The 18,356-nt window shown below is 64.6% G+C and carries 13 protein-coding genes; 4 read left to right on the top strand and 9 right to left on the bottom strand.

Annotation, left to right across the window (positions count from 1 at the left end; all coding sequences use genetic code 11):
* Positions 1 to 113 precede the first annotated feature (113 nt).
* A complete protein-coding gene (locus JI744_RS09275) occupies positions 114 to 851 on the top strand; it encodes a metallophosphoesterase (RefSeq protein ID WP_202659908.1) in 738 nt (245 codons plus the stop codon).
* Here JI744_RS09275 and JI744_RS09270 read toward each other — a convergent pair.
* Positions 848 to 1,948 (bottom strand): MFS transporter, encoded by a 1,101-nt coding sequence (locus JI744_RS09270; protein WP_202659906.1) that lies wholly within the window; start codon positions 1,946 to 1,948, stop codon positions 848 to 850. The genes JI744_RS09275 and JI744_RS09270 overlap by 4 nt on opposite strands.
* Positions 1,949 to 2,092: 144 nt before the next feature.
* On the opposite strand from JI744_RS09270, the gene JI744_RS09265 reads away from it, so the two are divergent.
* Positions 2,093 to 3,268, top strand: a complete 1,176-nt coding sequence (locus JI744_RS09265) for an acetyl-CoA C-acyltransferase family protein (RefSeq protein WP_202659904.1) — start codon at positions 2,093 to 2,095, stop codon at positions 3,266 to 3,268.
* Between the two features lie 148 nt (positions 3,269 to 3,416).
* Here the strand turns inward: JI744_RS09265 and pbpC are convergent, their stop codons facing one another.
* Both pbpC and JI744_RS09255 read right to left on the bottom strand, forming a co-directional pair.
* Positions 3,417 to 5,453, bottom strand: coding sequence for a penicillin-binding protein 1C (gene pbpC, locus JI744_RS09260; RefSeq protein ID WP_202659902.1), 2,037 nt, complete (start codon positions 5,451 to 5,453; stop codon positions 3,417 to 3,419).
* Positions 5,453 to 10,840, bottom strand: coding sequence for an alpha-2-macroglobulin family protein (locus JI744_RS09255; protein ID WP_236019375.1), 5,388 nt, complete (start codon positions 10,838 to 10,840; stop codon positions 5,453 to 5,455). Before JI744_RS09255 ends, pbpC begins: the two co-directional genes overlap by 1 nt.
* Before the next feature lie 227 nt (positions 10,841 to 11,067).
* Here JI744_RS09255 and JI744_RS09250 point away from each other — a divergent pair, with 227 nt between their 5' ends.
* Positions 11,068 to 13,629, top strand: coding sequence for a hybrid sensor histidine kinase/response regulator (locus JI744_RS09250; RefSeq protein ID WP_202659898.1), 2,562 nt, complete (start codon positions 11,068 to 11,070; stop codon positions 13,627 to 13,629).
* A 34-nt stretch (positions 13,630 to 13,663) separates the two neighbouring features.
* On the opposite strand, the gene JI744_RS09245 is transcribed toward JI744_RS09250, so the two are convergent.
* Genes JI744_RS09245 through JI744_RS09220 form a run of 6 tightly spaced genes read right to left on the bottom strand, consistent with a single transcriptional unit; the run spans position 13,664 to position 17,006 of the window.
* The gene (locus tag JI744_RS09245) at positions 13,664 to 14,248 is read right to left on the bottom strand and encodes a GNAT family N-acetyltransferase (protein WP_202659896.1); all 585 of its coding nucleotides are present in this window, start codon (positions 14,246 to 14,248) and stop codon (positions 13,664 to 13,666) included.
* Positions 14,239 to 15,072: a hypothetical protein gene (locus JI744_RS09240; RefSeq protein ID WP_202659894.1), complete on the bottom strand. Its 834-nt coding sequence runs from the start codon at positions 15,070 to 15,072 to the stop codon at positions 14,239 to 14,241. Before JI744_RS09240 ends, JI744_RS09245 begins: the two co-directional genes overlap by 10 nt.
* The gene (gene mobB / locus JI744_RS09235; protein WP_202659892.1) at positions 15,059 to 15,559 is read right to left on the bottom strand and encodes a molybdopterin-guanine dinucleotide biosynthesis protein B; all 501 of its coding nucleotides are present in this window, start codon (positions 15,557 to 15,559) and stop codon (positions 15,059 to 15,061) included. Before mobB ends, JI744_RS09240 begins: the two co-directional genes overlap by 14 nt.
* Positions 15,556 to 16,149, bottom strand: coding sequence for a molybdenum cofactor guanylyltransferase MobA (mobA, locus tag JI744_RS09230; protein WP_202659890.1), 594 nt, complete (start codon positions 16,147 to 16,149; stop codon positions 15,556 to 15,558). The genes mobB and mobA overlap by 4 nt, the downstream gene beginning before the upstream one ends.
* A gap of 47 nt (positions 16,150 to 16,196) precedes the next feature.
* Positions 16,197 to 16,838, bottom strand: coding sequence for a hypothetical protein (locus JI744_RS09225; protein ID WP_236019357.1), 642 nt, complete (start codon positions 16,836 to 16,838; stop codon positions 16,197 to 16,199).
* A gap of 33 nt (positions 16,839 to 16,871) precedes the next feature.
* A complete protein-coding gene (locus tag JI744_RS09220; protein ID WP_202659888.1) occupies positions 16,872 to 17,006 on the bottom strand; it encodes an aa3-type cytochrome c oxidase subunit IV in 135 nt (44 codons plus the stop codon).
* A 202-nt stretch (positions 17,007 to 17,208) separates the two neighbouring features.
* Between JI744_RS09220 and JI744_RS09215 the strand changes: the two genes are divergently transcribed.
* Positions 17,209 to 18,168, top strand: a complete 960-nt coding sequence (locus JI744_RS09215) for an L-malyl-CoA/beta-methylmalyl-CoA lyase (RefSeq protein ID WP_202659886.1) — start codon at positions 17,209 to 17,211, stop codon at positions 18,166 to 18,168.
* Positions 18,169 to 18,356: the final 188 nt, after the last annotated feature.

The following is an 18,356-nucleotide window of genomic DNA, read 5'->3' as shown; positions in this document are numbered from 1 at the left end:
CGCCTCCTGTCAGCGCTACCATGACCATATATGTAGGACTTTATGCCCGCAAAGGGGCCTTGTCCTGCTGCACCGCAGCGCCTAACCCTTGCGGACAGGAAACGAGGCACGCGATGCACACTTATGCGATTGGCGACATTCACGGACATCTGGACAAGCTGAAGGCAGTTCACGATCTGATCGCCGATGACATGGCGCGGAACGGCAACGCTCCGGTTGTGCATGTCGGCGATTTCGAGGACCGTGGCCCTGACAGCCGTGGCGTGATCGACTTTCTAATCGCCGGTCAGGCGCGGGGCGAGGACTGGATCACCCTGCGCGGCAATCATGACCGGATGTTCGCGGGCTTTCTGCAAAGCCCCGATTCGACAGATGCGGGCCTGCGGTCCGACCTGTCCTATCTGCATTACAAGATCGGCGGCGGTGAAACCCTTGCCTCTTACGGCGTCAAAAGCGCCGCCGACAGACCGCTGCGCAAGGTTCACCCCGAGGCCGTCGCCGCCGTGCCGCCCGAACACCGTGCTTTTCTGGCAGGCCTGCAAAACTGGTGGCAGCGGGATCAGGCAATCTTTGTCCATGCGGGCATCCGACCCGGCATCGCGATGGAGGCACAGACCGAAACCGATCTGGTCTGGATCCGAAAGGATTTTCTGGAAGATCCGCGTGACCATGGTGCCCTGATCGTGCATGGCCATACCGCCATCGACCAGCCGCGCCATTATGGCAACCGGCTGAATATCGACAGCTCGGTCGCCTATGGTGGGCCGCTGTCGGCGGTGGTGGTTGAAGGGCGCGATGCCTATCGGCTGATCAAGGGCGGGCGTATGCCGATCCGCCCCGAGACCGCCTAGCGCACCATCTGGCGGTGCATCGGTACGGCGGCGGCCAACATGGCCACCGACGCCGCCAGAATAAGCCAGAAGAACCCCCGGTCGCCCAACCCGTCCATCAGCCGCGCGCAGATCAGGGGCAGCACGATCGCCCCCAGCAGACCCGAGGCGATGATCACCGAAGGTACGCGGGCATCCGTGCCCATCTTGCGGATGCCGGTGACGAAAAAGCCCTGAAAGAACAAGCTGGCGCTGATGCCAAGCGGCGGGAAAAACCAGACCGGGCTGATGAATATCGCGCCCAGCGCACAAGCCAGCGTCACGGCAACGGCCCCGGAAAAGATGGTAAATGCCGGAATGCGGCTGGCCACAAAGATCAAAGAGGTACGCGCCAGTAGATAGGCCACATAGAACAGCGAGAAGAGCCGCGCCGCCTGCGTCTCCTCAAGCCCTGCACGGATCAGTGCGGTTGGTCCAAGGCTGACCAGCGACGCCTCGACCCCGATGGCCAGAACCCCGAAAGCCAGAATCGGCCAATGCAGGCGAAACCCGGTCTGCGCCTGATTGGCTCCGGCGCCGCCGCGCGAAACCCCGCCAGACCCCAGCCAGATCAGCGCCGCGAACAGCGCCGTCACCAGCAGCGTGTCGCGCGGGCTGCCCCCCAGCGCCAGAAACACCAGCGGTGCCGCAATCGCCCCCAGCGAAAAAATCGCGTTCAAGAGGCCCATCATCGACGGCCCCCGCGCCCCATAGGCCGACAGGATGCGCGGATTGAAGACGGCGGACAGGCTGCCATAGCCCGCACCGAACACCACGCCCCCCAGAATCACCGCTGGCCACCAGGGAGACAATCCCATGATCAGCGCCCCGGCAGCCGATCCTGCCAGACCAGGGCGCGGGCCAATCCGCCCTGCCCCCAGATAAATGCCGATCACGCCCAGAAAGCAGCCGATCCAGAAGCCCGAAACCAGCCAGCCAGCCCCGCCGGTCGTCAGGCCGAACATCTGCTGATACACCGGCAAGGCAGGCCCGATGATCGCCTGGGCAACCCCCAGCAAGACAAAGGTCGCCAACCCCGATACCAGCAGCGCCCGGCGCGTTGCGGTTATGTCTTGCATCATCATTCTCCTGATCGCCGCGCCAAAAATCCCGGCGATGGGGGAATGTCAATTGGCCCGGTGACGACGCAACGTCATGCTGCGCAAGATGTGAAGGCATGTCACAATCCGCCATCAAGACGTGATCAACAAAAGGGGCCCAGCATGACCGATATCGTGATCCTTTCCGCAGCCCGCACCGCCATTGGCAGCTTTGGCGGATCATTGACCGGTTTTGCGCCGCACCAGTTGGCGACCCATGTAGCCAAGGCCGCAATCGGGCGCGCCGGGATTGCGCCCGACCAGATCGGAACGGTCGTCTTCGGCCATGTCATCAACACCGAGCCGCGCGACATGTATCTGTCGCGGGTTGCGGCCATCGGGGCGGGGGTGCCGCAGGAAACCCCGGCGATGAACGTGAACCGGCTGTGTGGGTCGGGGGTGCAGGCGGTGATTTCGGCGGCGCAATCCCTGATGCTGGGCGATGCCGATTTCGCGCTGGCGGGCGGAGCGGAATGCATGAGCCGCTCTCCCTATGCGGTGCAAGCCGCGCGGTGGGGCCAGAAGATGGGCGACACCAAGATGATCGACATGATGACAGGCGCGCTGACCTGCCCCTTCGGCACCGGCCATATGGGCATCACGGCCGAGAATGTCGCCGCCGAAGCCGGGATCAGCCGGGCCGATCAGGATGCTTTTGCGGTGGAAAGCCAGGCCCGCGCCGCCCGCGCCATCGCGGCTGGCCTGTTCGCCGACCAGATCGCCCCGATCGAGATTGCCAGCCGCAAAGGCCCCACCGTCTTTGCGGTTGATGAACACCCCAAGCCCACCACTCTGGAAACCCTTGGTGGGCTGCGGCCCGCGTTCCAGAAGGAAGGAACGGTGACAGCGGGCAATGCCTCTGGCCTGAATGACGGAGCCGGGGCGCTGGTGCTGGCGCGGGCAAGTGCGGCGGAAAAGGCGGGGCTGAAACCGCGCGCCCGGATCATGGGCTATGCGGTCGCGGGGGTGGACCCCAAGGTGATGGGCATCGGGCCAATTCCGGCCAGCCGACAGTTGGCGGCCAAACTGGGGATGAAGCCTGTCGACTTTGATCTGGTCGAATCTAACGAGGCTTTCGCCGCTCAGGCCCTTGCCGTGACCCGCGCGCTGGATCTGGACCCGGCAAAGGTGAACCCCAATGGCGGGGCCATCGCGCTGGGGCATCCCGTCGGGGCGACGGGGGCAATCATCCTGACCAAGGCGCTTTATGAATTGGAGCGAACCGGGGGGAAAACGGCACTGATCACCATGTGCATCGGCGGCGGTCAGGGGATTGCCCTGGCGATTGAACGGCTGTGAACTATTCGGCGTGCTACCTTTCTGTCAGCCGTCCACACTGGCACATTTAGGGGGAGAGGAGCGTCACGCTCCGCCTTCTCCATTCACATTGGCAAAAATATCCTCGAGGGGAGGCCGAAGGCCGTGGGGGGCAGACACCCCCCGGCGCTTACCGCAGGCGCACCGTTGCCCTTGCAGACAGCCCCTGCGCGTCGATCACCGACAAGGTGACGAAACCACGCCCCAGCCCGGTCAGCATCGCCTCGCGCGCCGCCAGTGACAGGGCCACCGGCACGCCATTGGCAAGCCAGGTATAGGGCGCGTGGCCCCCGGTGACGCGGACCATCAACCCGTCGGGCAGGAGTTCCACCTCGGCCCCGTCTGGCGGGAACGAGACGGCGGGCGCATCTTCCGCCGCCTGAAACGCCGCGTGGCGATTGCGGAACGTGCGCAGCGGCGCGGGCAGTTGCGCATTGGCCAGCATCAGCGCCGATGGCGGCGCCGGCGGCTGCGGATCAAGTTTCGGTTTCAGTCGCGCGAAGGCCTGAAACAACACCGGCGCTGCCAGATCGGCACCAAAGGCCCCCGGCACCGGCGTGCCATCGGGGCGGCCCATCCACACGCCTGCCACATGCCGCCCGTCAAAGCCGATGGCCCAGGCATCGCGGTTGCCATAGGAGGTGCCGGTCTTATAGGCCAGCCGGTTCGCGGGCGATCCCGGCGGTGGTGCAAGGCCCGCCAGAATATCGCCGACATACCAGGCGGCGACCGGGCCGATCAGGCGCTGGCCCTCTTCCCCCTGCCCGTCCATCTGCCAGCGCAAGGGCAGCGCCACCCCGCCGCGCGCAAGGGCGGCGTAAAGCTGCACCATATCCTGCAAGGTCACACCGATGCCGCCCAAGGCAATCGCCAGCCCCGGCTGACCCATCGGCAGGCGATAGCCAACCCCGGCCTTGTCCAGCGCATTGAGCAGGCGGGCAGGCCCCATCGCCTCGGTCAGCGAGACCACGGGGATGTTCAGCGACATCTGCAACGCCTCGCGCACGCGGATGGTGCCGCGATACTGGCGGTCGAAGTTCTGGGGGCGGTAGCCGTTGAAATTAGTCGGCTGATCCTCGATCATCGTCTCGGGGTGGGCAAGGCCATCATCAAACGCCAGACCATAGATCAGCGGTTTCAGGGTAGAGCCGGGGCTGCGCAGGGCTTGGGTCATATCGACGAACCCCGCCCGCTGATCGGCCTTGAACGCGGCGGAACCGACCGAGGCAAGGATTTCGCCGCTGGCATGATCGGCCACCACAATCGCCACCTGCATCCGCTCACCCTGCCCGGCCACGGTTTCGGCGGCGAGTTTCTCCAGCGCTACCTGCAAGGGTTTGTCGATGGTCAGGCGCAGGGTTTTCGCGGTGGGGTCGGCGGCGCGGGCGCGGTCGGACAGATGCGGGGCAAGGGCGGGAAAGGGGCGGCGGGCGGCGGGGACGGGCTCGGTGCTCGCGGCGCGAGCCTGATCAGCGTCAATCAGCCCGTCGCGTTGCAGCCGGGCCAGAACCCGGTCGCGGGCATTGGTGGCGCGTTCGACCGAACGGTCGGGGCGGCGGCCCTCGGGCGATTGCGGAATGGCCACCAGCAGGGCGATCTGCGCGGGCGTCAGGCGGCGCGGCTCCTTGCCGAAATAGGCGATAGAGGCGGCACGCAGCCCCTCGAGATTGCCGCCATAAGGGGCGAGGTGCAGGTAAAGCGTCAGGATCTGATCCTTGGTCAGCCGCCGCTCCAAGGCCCAGGCGACCCGCATCTGCCGCAGCTTGCCACTGGCCTTACCGGTGCCGGAATCTTCCAGCAGCCGCGCGACCTGCATCGTCAGGGTCGAGCCGCCCGAGACAACATGGCCATATCGGACCGCCTGCCCCACCGCACGCAGCACGGCGCGCGGATCTACCCCGCCGTGGGTGTAAAAACGGCGATCCTCATAATCCAAGAGGGCGGCGATGAAGGCCGGATCGACCTGCCCCAGATCAACCGCCATGCGCCAGCGGCCATCGGCCACGGTATAGGCCCGCAGCAATTCACCATTCCTGTCCTGCACCTGAACCGAGGTTTGCACGACCAAGGGCGGCAGCTCGGTGGCATCGACCCAAGCGTCAAACCCGTCACGGCCAAGGGCGGCAAGCCAAAGGCCCGCCGCCAGTGCCAGAAGCCATCGGCCCATCACTCACCAATGGTCAGGCTGCCCGTTTCGCTGCGCCCGGTCAGGTCGGGGCGGTACATATCCTCGACCGAGGCCGCCGGGTGGTGGTAGGTGCCGGGTGAGATGGCGCGGACGATATAAGCAAGCTGGAAGGTCGCATTGTCCATCCGGTCGATCGCGGTCAGGAAGCGGTCCTGGCGGAACTCGGAATGGGCCACCTCGGTTTCTGCCGACAGCCAGTCAAGGTTGCCGACATCGCCGCCTGCGAGCAGGTTGGGGTTGTCAATCTCCAACCCTGCGGGCAGCGGGTCGTTGACCATCAGCCGTGCCTCTCCCCGGCCATAGGGCGTCACCTCAAGCACCACAGCCAGACGGTCACCGACCTTGACCTTGGCCATGTCAGCGGGCTGACCGTCCAAGGTATAGTAGGTGCGGGTGATGCCATAGCCGGTGCCGCCCGCAGGTTCCGGGTCGGTCGGCACGCCATAGGTGGTGACGGTCAGCACGGTATCGGCATCGCTGCCGTTCTTGACCACCACCGGATCGGTGGAATTGGCGTCCAACACCTTGACCAAGGGGCCATCGGCGGGCGCACCGTTCAGCGTGATGCCCTCTGCCCCCTTGCGGTCGATCAACGCATTGGCGGCCAGCAGCGACCACGTTGCCTCTTGCGTCGAAAGTGCCGTGTCGCGGGCGATGCGGGCGGTCAGCGCATCCCGATCCACCGCGTTCGACCCGCTTTCTGCCGCCAGAGCCAGCACCCCCGCGGCATCGCGGAAGTCGGTGCCATAGTCGGCGCGCCAGATTTGCTCGGTATCCGGGCCTTTCAGTGCATTGAGGGTCGCCCCGGCACGACGGAACATGGCGTCGGCGCGCTGCTGGTCGCCATAGCTGGCAAGGGCCGCGCCCAGTTGGGCCTGCGCCAGCGGGGTGGCGAAGGCGTCGCCCTTCACATCGGCGTAATAGCGCAGATCGCCCACTGCTGCCGCCCCTTCACGGGCCAGCACCATCAGCGCATAGGCCAGATCCTCACCGCCCTTGTCGAAATCGGCGTAGTAGTTGGTCTTGTTGCGCAGGTTATCCAGCGCGGTGCGCAGGGCGCGGTCTGGCACGGCAAAGCCACGGGCCTTGGCGCGTGACAGGAAGTCGGTCACGAAGGCATCCAGCCACATATCGCCATCCGACGGCCCCCAAAGGCCGAAACCGCCCGCTGCCGACTGGTTGGTCAGAACTGCGGTGATCGATTCATTGATCCGCTGTTGCAGGTTGTCGGCATGGGGCAGATCCAGCGCCAGAGCCACCTGATCGAAGTAGAGGAGCGGCAGGGCTTTGGACGTAATCTGCTCGGTGCAGCCATAGGGGTAACGGTCAAGGGCGGCCAGAATGCCGGGGGCGTTCAGGCGGGCGATGGGGCCGACGGCCATGGTGGCCTTGGCGGACCCCGGCAGCAGGCCGGCAAAGGCGTTCTGGTCAAAGGTGAACTCTTTGCCCTTGGCCAGTTTGAAGCGGCTGACATGAACGGTGGGGGGGTCATTGACCTGCACCGGCACGGTCAGCGTTTTGGCCAGAACCTTGCCGTCTGGCGTGGTCAGGCGCACGTCGATGGTCTGGTTGCCCACATCGCGCGCCGTAACCGGCACCGAGAAGGTGGCCTTGCCCTTGTCGGCCAGATCAAAACCCGAGGGCACCTGACCGATGGTCAGCCCGCCCGAGGTAACATCCAAACTCATCCGGCCAGAAGACCCGGTGGCATGGACAATCTCCAGCAGAACGCGGCTTTGGTCGCCCGGTTGCAGGAAGCGCGGCAGGCTGGCGGTCACGACCACCGGGTCGCGCACCAGCACATCGGCATTGGCCTGCCCCACGCCTTTCTTGGACCATGCAACGGCCATCACCTTTACCGTGCCGTTGAAGGACGGCAGGTCAAAGGTCGCCCGCGCATAGCCATCGGCACCCACGGTCACGGGGCCCGAGAAGTAGGCCACAAGCTCTTCGGTGGGGGGGGGCGATTGCAGGCGGGCCTGCGCGCCCGCGTCGCCGCCCGAGCGCACCTCACCTGTCTCACCGCTAAGGCCATCGATCAGACGGCCATAGATGTCGCGGATGCCCACACCCAGCTTGCGCTGACCGAAGTAATAGCCTTGCGGATCGGGCGGTGTATAGGCGGTCAGGTTCAGGATGCCCTGATCAATCGCCGCAATCGTCACATAGGCCTGATCGCCTGCGGCAACGCCATCTACCTTCACGGCCACATCCAGCGGGCCACGCGGGGCAGCCTCTGGCGCGACCTCGACCGTCGCTTTCAGCGCGCGGTCGCCGGGGTCAATCGACGCATGGGCAAGGCCCAGCGCGCGGGCGGGGTTGTGACCGGCGGCCACATCCATCGGGCGCAGGGCGGAGACGGTAACATAGACGCCAGCGCCCCAATCGTCGGTCACATCCAGCGGAATCTGGTTTTCCCCCGCCGTCAGGTCAACCGCCTTCATCGCCACCAGCCGGTTCGACAGCACCGTCACCAGCGCCTTGCCTGCCGCACGCGGCACCACACGCACCTGCGCCACATCGCCGGGCTTGTAGGCCGGTTTGTCCAGCGACAGTTCCAGCGTATCGGGCGTTGCCGTGGCATCCGCCGGGGCATACCAGCTTGCCCAGAAGGTGGTGGAGGTGGCGGCACTGCCGCCACCCATCTGTTCGACCTTCAGTTCATATTCGCCCCATTCGACCTTGGCGGTAATATCGCTGGCGGCAAAGGCAAGGTCAGTGGTGCCATCGGCCACCGGGGTGCGGGTGGTTACCGGCTCCCAGTTCCAGTTGCCATAGCTTTGATACCATTGGTAATTCGTGTCGATGCGCGACAGCGACCATTTCACCTTCATCGCCACCGGCGCCTCGTCCGGGCCGACAGCGACAAGGCTAAAGCGGGCATCGGCACCTTCGGGCACCACGTTGTCAAAGAGCGGCTTCACCCCGATGATCGGGGCCGAGGGGGTCAGCGCCTTGGTGACCTGACGTTCCACCGGACGGCCCGAGCCTTCCGCAACGCGGACGGTGGCGCGAATTTCCAGCGGGCGGCCGGGGTCTTCGACCACGGGCAGCGGCAGGGCCAGCGTCACGGCCCCCGCCTCATCGGTGCGGGCGGGGTCAAGGCTGGTCATCACGCCCGAGAAGGGCTCATCATATTTGCCGAAGACATAGCCGGGGAAGCTGGCGAGGCCGCTGGCCGCGCGCAGGAACACCTCGCCCTCCACAGCCAGATCGGCACCGGGGGCACCGAACAGATAGCGCGCATCGACCTTGAGGTCGGGGGTTTCGCCAAGGCGCACCGGGGTTTCGGGCAGGGCAAGGGTAAAGTCGATCCGCTCAGGCAGGAAATCTTCGACAAGGAAGGTTTGCGAGGTCAGCGCGGCATCATTGGGGTCGGCATACATATCCAGCCGCCAGACGCCACGGGGCGCGTTGCCCGCCACCGGCAGGGCGAAGACATGGCCACCGCCGCCCGCATCCTGCGCCAGCGCGCGGGAATATTCGACGCCATCGGGGCGGGTCAGCACGGCGGTCAGGGGCAGCCCCTCAATCGCGCGGGATTCGGTATCGCGGGTCAGGGCCGTGACGTTGACGGTTTCCCCGGCGCGATAGGCGCCGCGGTCGGTCGCAAGGAACACATCGACAGGAGGCGCGGCTTCGCGGCCTTCGACGCCCCGGTCGGACAGGTCGAACTCTGGGTCTTGCAGCGACAGGAAGGCCACGTCCTGATCGCCCTCTTTGGCGACGACCAGCGCGGGGGTGGCTGCGCCGGTGCCCTTGGTCAGACCGGCCTCGAAATGGGCATAGCCCTGATCGTCGGTCGTCGCGGTGCCAAGGATTTCATTCGCCTGACTGAGGAGTTGCACAGGAATGCCCGCCTTGGCCCCGGCATCGCCAAGGCCACGCACAAAGACATGCAGGCCATCGACGCCGGACATGGTGGTGATGCCAAGGTCAGACACCACGAACCACTGCCAACCGGCGGGAATGGTGGATTCGTCCACCCCCGGAACAGCGGCGCGCAAGGCATAGACGCCTGCGGGCTGACCCTTCAGCGCCTCATCCAGCGGCAGGCGGGTTGTCACGTCATGGTTCACGTCCTGCTTGACGCTGGCCGTGCCGGTCCAGACTTCGGTGCCGATCTGCTCGCTGAAATCATATTCCTGATAATCATACATCGGAGTGCCGAAATAGCCGTTCTGGATGGCGCGCAAAAGGTTGCGGTCGGTCACGCGATAGACGGTCAGATCCAGCTTTTCGGTGTTGACGGTTTCGACCGGAACGGCGGCTCCGCCCGCCTTGGGCAGGACATAGCCGCGCCCGGGAAAGCGGACGCCGGGATTGCGGTCGCGGATATAGGCGGTGATGTCGATGGATTTCGCCAAGGTCTGGCCATCGGCAGAGGGCAGGCCCTCGCGGAAGGTCACGGTGCTGCGGCTGCCATGGGTCAGGCCTTCGACGCAAAGCTGGCGGTAACCGTCGAAGGAAACCGTCAGGTCGGGCGCGGGCAGTTGCACATAGGTGGTATAGTCGGTGCCGGTCTTGATCAGGTCTTCCGAGAAGTTCACGCAGATGCGCGGGCGAAGGCTGTCGGCCTGAACCTCGTTATCCACCACGCGAAAACCGTATTTGCCCATGGCATCATCCAAGAGGGCGGCGGTATCGTCGCGGTGTTGCAGCTTTTCGGCAAGGCGCAGAGCTTGAACCGTATCGCGGCCGCGACCGATCTGCTCCAACGCCTGCCCCATCTGGACCAGAATGGAATGCTGCTGCGGCTTGCCGTCCGACCGCAGATAGGCGTTGGCGGCGGCGTAATAGGATTTCTCATACCAGCTGTTCTGGTTGCCCTGATCCTGATTGGCGGCCAGATACAGGCGGCGGGAATACTCCAGCCAGTCCGCCGCGCTGTCCGACAGGTTCACGGCAGCGCCGGTGAAATTCGCCGCCCCCCGCAGGTCGTTCTGCGCCTCTGCATCTGCGGCGGAGGCAAGGTGTTCCTCGGCGGAGTAGCCGTTAGTGGTATGCTGGTTCGCCAGATCGGCGGCCTGCCCGGTGATTGATCCATATTCCCATGAGCCGACAAATGTCAGCTCTGCCGCGCGGGTCGTAGCCAGTGCCTCGGCCCCTTTGGAGGCGGGGATCACAAAGCCGGAATAGGCGTTAATGAAGGGCGCGGCCTCTCCCGGACCGGATTTCGGAAAGCAAGAGCCGTTGCGGGTGTTGAAGGTGAATGCGGTGCATGCCTTGTTCGACAGGCAGGCACGTTCGCAAGCCTCCAGCGTGGTGTCGAAGATCGATGCCAGATCGCCGCCGGGCAGATCGGTGTTTTCCGAAATGGCCAGCCGCTTTTGGGGGATCAGGTCATCGGCCAGCACGGGGGCCATACCCAGCACAAATGCCACGGCCAACGCCCCGAAAATCCGGGCCGAACGAAATGCAATCATCACCAATCCTCCGTCGAATAACGCTGCGAATCTGGCACGGGCGGGCAGAGGCTTGCAAGGATTCGCAGCGACCTTGGGTCATTTCGCCCGTTAAGCCCGCCTTCACGATGTTCCCCGATCCTGACCGCGAGTCGCCAAGGGTCACGCGCGGCCACAGGACGGGCAGAATGGACTTTACGGATCGGCTTGCGAAAGAGCGGCGGGCAAGGCTGGCGGCAGAGCGCTTGCTGGAGCAGAAAAGCCGTGAGCTGATTGCCGCCAACGAAAAGCTGGCGCTGCATGCCCGCGCCCTTTCGGACCAGATCGTGGAACAGCGCCATGTCGTGCATACCGCGCTGACCGAGGCAGAGGCGCTGAAAGGGCAGGCCAGCCGGTTTCTGGGCGATCTGGAACGCGCCCATAGCGCCGCCGACATGGCAGAGCGGCGGCTGTGGGATTCGATCAACACCATTCGTGACGGCTTTGCGGTGTTTGACGCGCAAGACCATCTGGTCGCGGCGAACCGGGCATATCTGGGCTTTTTCAACGGCCAGCTATTGCAGCCGGGCACGCCCTACCGCCAACTGCTGGACCTTGTGGCGCGGTCGGGCATTGTTGATCTGACAGAAGCCCCGGCGGATTGGGTGGCGCTGATGCTGGCTCGGCGCGCGGCCGCCGAGATGGAGCCGGTTGAACTGCGCCTGACCAACGGCCAATGGCTGCGCATCGTAGACCGTCGCGCGCGCGACGGTGATCTGGTCAGCCTTGTGGTCGACATCACCGAGCAAAAGCGCATCTGGGCCGCGATCGAGGCTATTCCCGATGGCTTTGTGCTGTTTGACCGCGAAGAGCGGATGCTGATCTGCAACCAGAATTACCGCGACACCTATCCCGCCTCGGCCCCCGCAATGCAGCCCGGCGCGCGGTTTGAGGAGATCTTGCGCTATGGCCTGACCCATGGCCAGCACGTCGATGCAGTGGGGCGCGAGGAGGACTGGCTGGCCGGAAGGCTGGCCCAGCACCGCAACCCGCAAGGTGCTGTGGAGCAGCAATTGTCGGACGGGCGCTGGGTGCGGGCGCAGGACCACCAGACACCCGATGGCGGACGGGTCGGGCTGCGGGTCGATATTACCCGCGATAAGGAACAGCAAAAGGCGCTGGAAGATGCCCGCCTAGCGGCAGAGGCGGCAAACCGCGCCAAATCCGCCTTTCTGGCCAACATGTCACACGAAATCCGCACTCCGATGAACGGTGTCGTCGGCATGGCCGAACTGCTGTGCGATACCACGCTAAGTGAGGAACAGCGCTTGTTCGCCGAGACCATCCGGTCCTCGGGCGAGGCATTGCTGGTGATCATCAACGACATCCTCGACTATTCCAAGATCGAGGCCGAGCGGCTGACATTCTACCCCGTGCCCTTCGATCTGGAACGCACGATCCACGAAGTGGCGATGCTGCTGCAACCGCGCGCCTATGCCAAAGGGATCGATCTGTTGATCGATTACGATATGTTCCTGCCCACGCGCTTTGTGGCTGATCCGGCGCGGCTGCGGCAGGTGCTGACCAATCTGATCGGCAATGCGGTGAAGTTCACCGAAGCCGGTCATGTGATGGTGCGGGTGGTCGGGTTCGATCTGGTCGATGACCGGCAAGAGCTGCATGTGACGGTGGAAGATACCGGCATCGGCATTGCACCCGACAACCTTGACCACATCTTTGGCGAGTTCAATCAGGTGGAAAGCCAGTCGAACCGCAAGTTCGAGGGCACCGGGCTGGGGCTGGCCATCACCCGCCGTCTGATCGAGCGGATGGAGGGGGCCGTCTGGGTGGACAGCGAGTTGGGGCAGGGCTCTTCCTTCGGCTTTCGGCTGTGCCTGCCAGTGGCAGAGACGGCAGAGCCGCAGCGCCTGCCGGTGGAAATTCACCGCGCGCTGGTGGTGGATGACCAGTTCATCAACCGCACCATTCTGGAACGCCAGCTTGCCCCCTGCGGGATCGAGGTGGTGCTGTGCCGGTCGGGGGCTGAGGCGCTGGTGACACTGGCGAATGACGGAGCGTTCGATGTGGTGCTGACCGACCATGACATGCCAGAGATGGACGGCATCGCCCTGTTGCGCCGTATCCGGGCCGCAGGCTGGATGGTGCCGGTGATGCTGTTGTCATCGAACCCCACAATGGCGATGGCCGAGGCGGACGCCGGAGAGTTGGCCGCCATTCTGCAAAAACCGCTGCTGCGCGCCGACCTGTATCGCCGCCTGAAATCGTTGACACGTCCGGCAGAACCGCAGCCGGAAGCGGTCGAGGTTGTGACCCTGCTGCCGCCCAGCGAACGCCGCGCGGTGCGGGTGCTGGCCGCCGAAGACAACCGCACCAACCAGCTTGTGTTTCAAAAGATGGTGCGCGGCACCGGGATAGAGTTGACCTTTGCCGGCAACGGTCGCGAGGCGGTGGAATTGTGGCAGACGCTGCGGCCCGACATCATCTTCATGGATATTTCCATGCCAGAGATGGACGGGCGTGAAGCGGCACAGGCCATCCGCGCCGCCGAGGCTGGCCAGCGCCATGTGCCGATCATCGCCATGACTGCGCATGCGATGGAGGGCGACGCCGAGAGCATTCTGGCCGCAGGGATCGACCGCTATATGACCAAGCCTTTGCGCAAAAGCGCGATCATCGACATGCTGATCGCATACCGCCCCGCCGAAGCGCGCGAGATCATCCGCGAAGCGGAGGTGCTGGTGGCGAGTTAGCGGCGCGTGGTGCCCCCCTGTAGCCGCGACAGGATCAGAGGGCGCGCACCATGGTATGGGCGGCATCAAAGCCGAAGGCATGGCGCAACAGGCCAAGGGGGCTGGTCTTGACCACCTGAAAGCCGTGGCGTTCATAAAGCTGACGGGCGCGCCAGTTGGTATCAACCACATCCAGCCGGATCGCGGCATAGCCCCGGGCGCGGGCATGGTCATAGGCGGCGTTCAACAGGGCGGTGCCGATGCCCAGGCTGCGGGCCTGCCGGGCGACGCAAAGCCCGTCGATCAGGAAACGGTCGTTATCGACCTCTCGTCCCAGCAGCCACAACAGCGGCACGCGCCAGGCGCTGCCGAAAAGACCATAATGGCGGCGCATCTGCGCCAGATCGCCTCCCGCAAAGCTGCCAGCCGGGGATTTGAACCCCAAAAGGCCCAGAAGCTGGCCCTGATCATCGACGGCAACCACCGCATGATCGGCGCGGATCACGTCGCGCAAAAAGGCCAGCGCCTTGCGCTCCGGCCCCATGACGCGGCCCAGTTTGCCGCCAAAAGCCTGCCAATAAAGATCTGCCGCCTGCGGGCGCAGCGCTTGGGGCAGGCCGTCTTGCAGGGTTATGCGCATGATGCAGCCAAAAGAGCGGCGTGGCCTGCACCAAGAATCCAGCCCTCTTCGGTGGCGGGCACGTCGAACAGGGGGGCCGGTGCCGCCCAAAGCGCGCGGGACAGCAGGCGCACCTGCGCGCGGTCGCGGATCGGGTCGGCGGTGGCGGCAACGGGGCCGGAGAGGAGCGAGGGGTAAACCTCTGCCAGAACTGCCGGAGCGGTGGGGGGATCGAAGGGCCAGACCGCCACGCCGGGGGTTTGGGCCAAGCGGTGGATCATTGGCAGGCCCATCAGCGCCTGACCGCCAGCAGCGCCGGTGGTATAGAGCTTCCAGACCGGCTGGGCGCGCGGGACAAGGCGTTCGACCTGACGCCGCTCGGCCAGACAAAGGGCGGGATAATCAGCCAGCTTGCGGGGCGGCAGGTCGAGCAGGCTCAGCCCGGCGGGGCGGCCCCAGAACGGGCCGGGGTTACCAAGCTGGCGATTGGCCGTGGCGGCGACCTCAAAGCGGTTGTTGCGGTTTTGCGCATCATCCGTAATCCGCGCGGCCAGCCAGCCCCAAATGGCGCGCGCGCCGGGCTGTCCGGTCAGGCGGGCGGCAAAGCCGGTAGGATAGCCCATCGGAAAATCGAACCCGATCAGCAGGCGACGGCCTGCGGCGGTTTCCTGCGCGATCAGAGTTACCAGTTGAGCCTCTGCCACGGCGCGGCTGCGGTGATAGTGATCTTCAACCTGACCGGCGCGGCAAATTCCGACCCAGATCGCGTCGGCAGAGGGGCGGGCGGGCGACAGGCCCGATGTGGCTGACCAATCAGCCACCGCCACGGTGTCAAACCGGCGCAAGCCCCACCTCTCGCAGAATGAAATCGGCCACAGCAGCCGTGTCGTTCAGGTCCAGCACGGGCACAGGCAGGGGGCCGGGGTTGGTATCGGTTGCCACTGCGCGCACCAGGGAGTCGGCGGGCTGGATCAGCGGATGTCCGGTTTCGGCGCGCCAGACCTCAACCTTGGGGTGGGCGTCTCGCTTGTAGCCTTCGACCAGCACCAGATCGACCGGGGCAAGGCGGGCCAGCACCTGCGGCAGTTCTGGCTCTGGCCCACGATGTTCGCGCATCAGGGCAAAGCGGTGTGCCGAAGCTAGAACAACCTCGGTCGCGCCTGCCTGACGGTGACGAAAGCTGTCTTTGCCGGGGTGATCAAGGTCCACATCATGGTGAACATGCTTGACAGTTGAAACGGTAAAGCCGCGCCCGGTGATTTCGGCCACCAGTCGTTCCATCAGGCTGGTCTTGCCTGCATTCTTCCAGCCGATGACGCCATAAACCTTCATGCCGCGCCTCCCAACAACGCCTGAGCGGCGGCAAGATCATCGGGAGTGTTGAGGTTGCGAAAGGCCGTGTCATCGGCATAAATTGCCCGCGCCGCGCCATACAGCCCGGCGAAATCGGTGATCCTTGGTTTAGCGCCCGAGGCGAGGAAGGCGGCCAGCGCCCCGGCCAGCGCCACTGGCCACAGGCCGAACACGCCCTGATCACGCCCGCCCGCCTGCACCAGCGCAAGGCCAGAGGACGTGGTTTCGGCAGCAAGACACAGGTGTGGCACCAGATCGCCGGGCAGAAAGGGGCTGTCGCAGGGTGCCGAGACCAGCGCGGTTGCCCCATTCTCTTGCGCATAACGCAGGCCTGCCAGAATACCCGCCAGCGGGCCAAGCGGCGTATCATCCGGCAGGACTGGCAGACCATAGCCCGCAAAGCGCGCCGGATCGCCATTGGCCGAAAGGGCCAAGGTTTCGACCTGCGGCGCAAAGCGTTCGATGACATGCGAGATCAGCGGCCTGCCACCAAGCGAAAGCAGGGCCTTATCGGCCCCGCCCATGCGGCGACCCGCGCCACCCGCCAGAATGATACCGTGGATCAGCACAGTTCCGCCCCCGCCGGACCCTGAAGGGCACCCGTTTCAGAATTGCCCTACGGGTGATTGTCCGCCGGACTGACATCATCTTCAACCTGAACCATCAGCACGCCATGGTTGTTTGGCGCATCGTTGTCGGTGAAGACCTGCCGCGTTGCCCCCGCCAAGGTGGCGAATTCATCCGACAGTTTGTTGGGATACCAGGTGTGGCGGATTGCCTCGAACCCGGGAACGCCCGCCAGCACGGCAGAGGTTGCCTTGGCGCATTGCGCCTTGGGAACGGCACCATAGGCCTTGGCGCGGGCGATGATCAGATCAGCCACCTCTGGCGAGACGGTCACAGTCTGTTCGACAACCCGATAGGTTTCGCGGGCGTGATAATCGATGTAGAAATCGACCATCTGGTCGGTCACGCCGAAATGCACATCATTCCGTTCGGGCAGGCGGGGATGATACCAAGTGCCCGCCGGATCGAACATCACCCGCTCCGAGCCATTTATCAGCAGCCCGCTATGCGCACCCGCGTTCGACCGGTTGCTGACCACGGTGAACAAGGTCACCTGCTTTGGCCCCGGTTTCACATAGCGGGCGGCGGCGACCGCAGCGTCGGGCGCCCATTTCTTTTCGGCGGTGGTGGCACAACCGGCCAGCACCACAAGCGACAGGACGGCAAGCGCCTTGGTCAGAAAAACACGCATGTGGGGGAACCCGTTCTAAAGGCAGGCGCCGGATCAGGTGCCGGACAGCGCGAGGAAGATCAGCACCAAAAGGATCACGACTGTGGTGTAGGTGGTGAACTTGATGAAGCCCGCAAAGGTCTTTTCCTGGGTGCGGATATCCATGGTGCCGGGCTTGTGTTCAGCCATCTGTCGCTTCCTTCCTGACGCGTTTTCCTGCCCATAGCCGATTCATGGCGTGCTGTCACGGGTAGGCGTTGCAGCGGGGTGGCGGAATACGGGGCGATGCCGCGCCCGCATTGCCGCAAGCGCAAATTTCACTTGCGAAGGCATGCGCAAGAATATATCGAAATCATCAAATCATACGAAATTTCGTTACCATGAGGATCGCATGAGCTTTCGCCTCCAGCCACCCGCACCTGCCCGCCCGAACCGGTGCCAGTTGTTCGGCCCCGGATCGCGCCCGGCGCTGTTTGAAAAGATGGCGGCAAGTGCGGCCGATGTGATCAATCTGGATCTGGAAGATTCGGTTGCGCCTTCCGACAAGAACAGCGCGCGCGAAAATATCATCAAGGCGATCAGCGAGGTGGACTGGGGCCGCAAGACGCTTTCGGTGCGGATCAACGGGCTGGATACGCCATGGTGGTATCGCGATGTGGTCGATCTCTTGGAACAGGCGGGCGACCGGCTGGACCAAATCATGATTCCCAAGGTCGGTTGCGCGGCAGATGTCTATGCGGTCGATGCGCTGGTGACGGCGGTGGAACGGGCCAAGGGGCGGACCAAGCCGATCAGCTTTGAGGTGATCATCGAATCGGCGGCGGGCATTGCCCATGTCGAAGAAATTGCCGCCAGTTCTCCCCGGTTGCAGGCAATGAGCCTGGGGGCCGCCGATTTCGCGGCCAGCATGGGCATGCAAACCACCGGCATCGGCGGAACGCAGGAAAACTATTACATGCTGCGCGAGGGTGTGCGGCACTGGTCCGACCCCTGGCACTGGGCGCAGGCCGCCATTGTCGCCGCCTGCCGCACCCATGGCGTTTTGCCGGTCGATGGCCCGTTCGGCGATTTTTCCGATGACGAAGGCTATCGCGCGCAAGCCCGCCGCTCGGCCACGTTGGGCATGGTGGGCAAATGGGCGATCCACCCCAAGCAGATCGCGCTTGCCAACGAGGTCTTTACCCCCAGCGAATCTGCCGTGGCCGAAGCGCACGAGATTCTGGCCGCGATGGAGGCCGCAAAGGCGCGGGGTGAGGGCGCAACCGTGTTCAAGGGCCGTCTGGTGGACATCGCCTCGATCAAACAGGCCGAAGTCGTGGTGAAACAGGCCGAATTGATTGCAGCTTCGTAACAGAATTGTTGACAGACTGCCCGCGAAACATGCAACTCTTGCCTTGCAGCGTCCATCCCTAGGGCAGTGACGTAACGGAATACCCAGCGGTGGCGGGAATGGAGGCCCAAGACCGCGTTTAGGGGAGGACGAGCGCGCCTCATGGCCAAAAGCCATGGGGCGTTGCTTTTTTCTGCGCCTGCCAAGCC

The organism is Fuscibacter oryzae, from assembly GCF_016765795.1.
Taxonomy (GTDB): domain Bacteria; phylum Pseudomonadota; class Alphaproteobacteria; order Rhodobacterales; family Rhodobacteraceae; genus Fuscibacter; species Fuscibacter oryzae.
This window is presented reverse-complemented; position numbering and strand designations above follow the sequence as displayed.

Bases quoted from the DNA above. Each gene is read 5' to 3' on its own strand.
- JI744_RS09275 (WP_202659908.1), top strand. From the start codon at position 114: ATGCACACTTATGCGATTGGCGACATTCACGGACATCTGGACAAGCTG.
- JI744_RS09270 (WP_202659906.1), bottom strand. From the start codon at position 1,948: ATGCAAGACATAACCGCAACGCGCCGGGCGCTGCTGGTATCGGGGTTG.
- JI744_RS09265 (WP_202659904.1), top strand. From the start codon at position 2,093: ATGACCGATATCGTGATCCTTTCCGCAGCCCGCACCGCCATTGGCAGC.
- pbpC (WP_202659902.1), bottom strand. From the start codon at position 5,453: ATGGGCCGATGGCTTCTGGCACTGGCGGCGGGCCTTTGGCTTGCCGCC.
- JI744_RS09255 (WP_236019375.1), bottom strand. From the start codon at position 10,840: ATGGCCCCCGTGCTGGCCGATGACCTGATCCCCCAAAAGCGGCTGGCC.
- JI744_RS09250 (WP_202659898.1), top strand. From the start codon at position 11,068: ATGGACTTTACGGATCGGCTTGCGAAAGAGCGGCGGGCAAGGCTGGCG.
- JI744_RS09245 (WP_202659896.1), bottom strand. From the start codon at position 14,248: ATGCGCATAACCCTGCAAGACGGCCTGCCCCAAGCGCTGCGCCCGCAG.
- mobB (WP_202659892.1), bottom strand. From the start codon at position 15,559: ATGAAGGTTTATGGCGTCATCGGCTGGAAGAATGCAGGCAAGACCAGC.
- JI744_RS09225 (WP_236019357.1), bottom strand. From the start codon at position 16,838: ATGCGTGTTTTTCTGACCAAGGCGCTTGCCGTCCTGTCGCTTGTGGTG.
- JI744_RS09220 (WP_202659888.1), bottom strand. From the start codon at position 17,006: ATGGCTGAACACAAGCCCGGCACCATGGATATCCGCACCCAGGAAAAG.
- JI744_RS09215 (WP_202659886.1), top strand. From the start codon at position 17,209: ATGAGCTTTCGCCTCCAGCCACCCGCACCTGCCCGCCCGAACCGGTGC.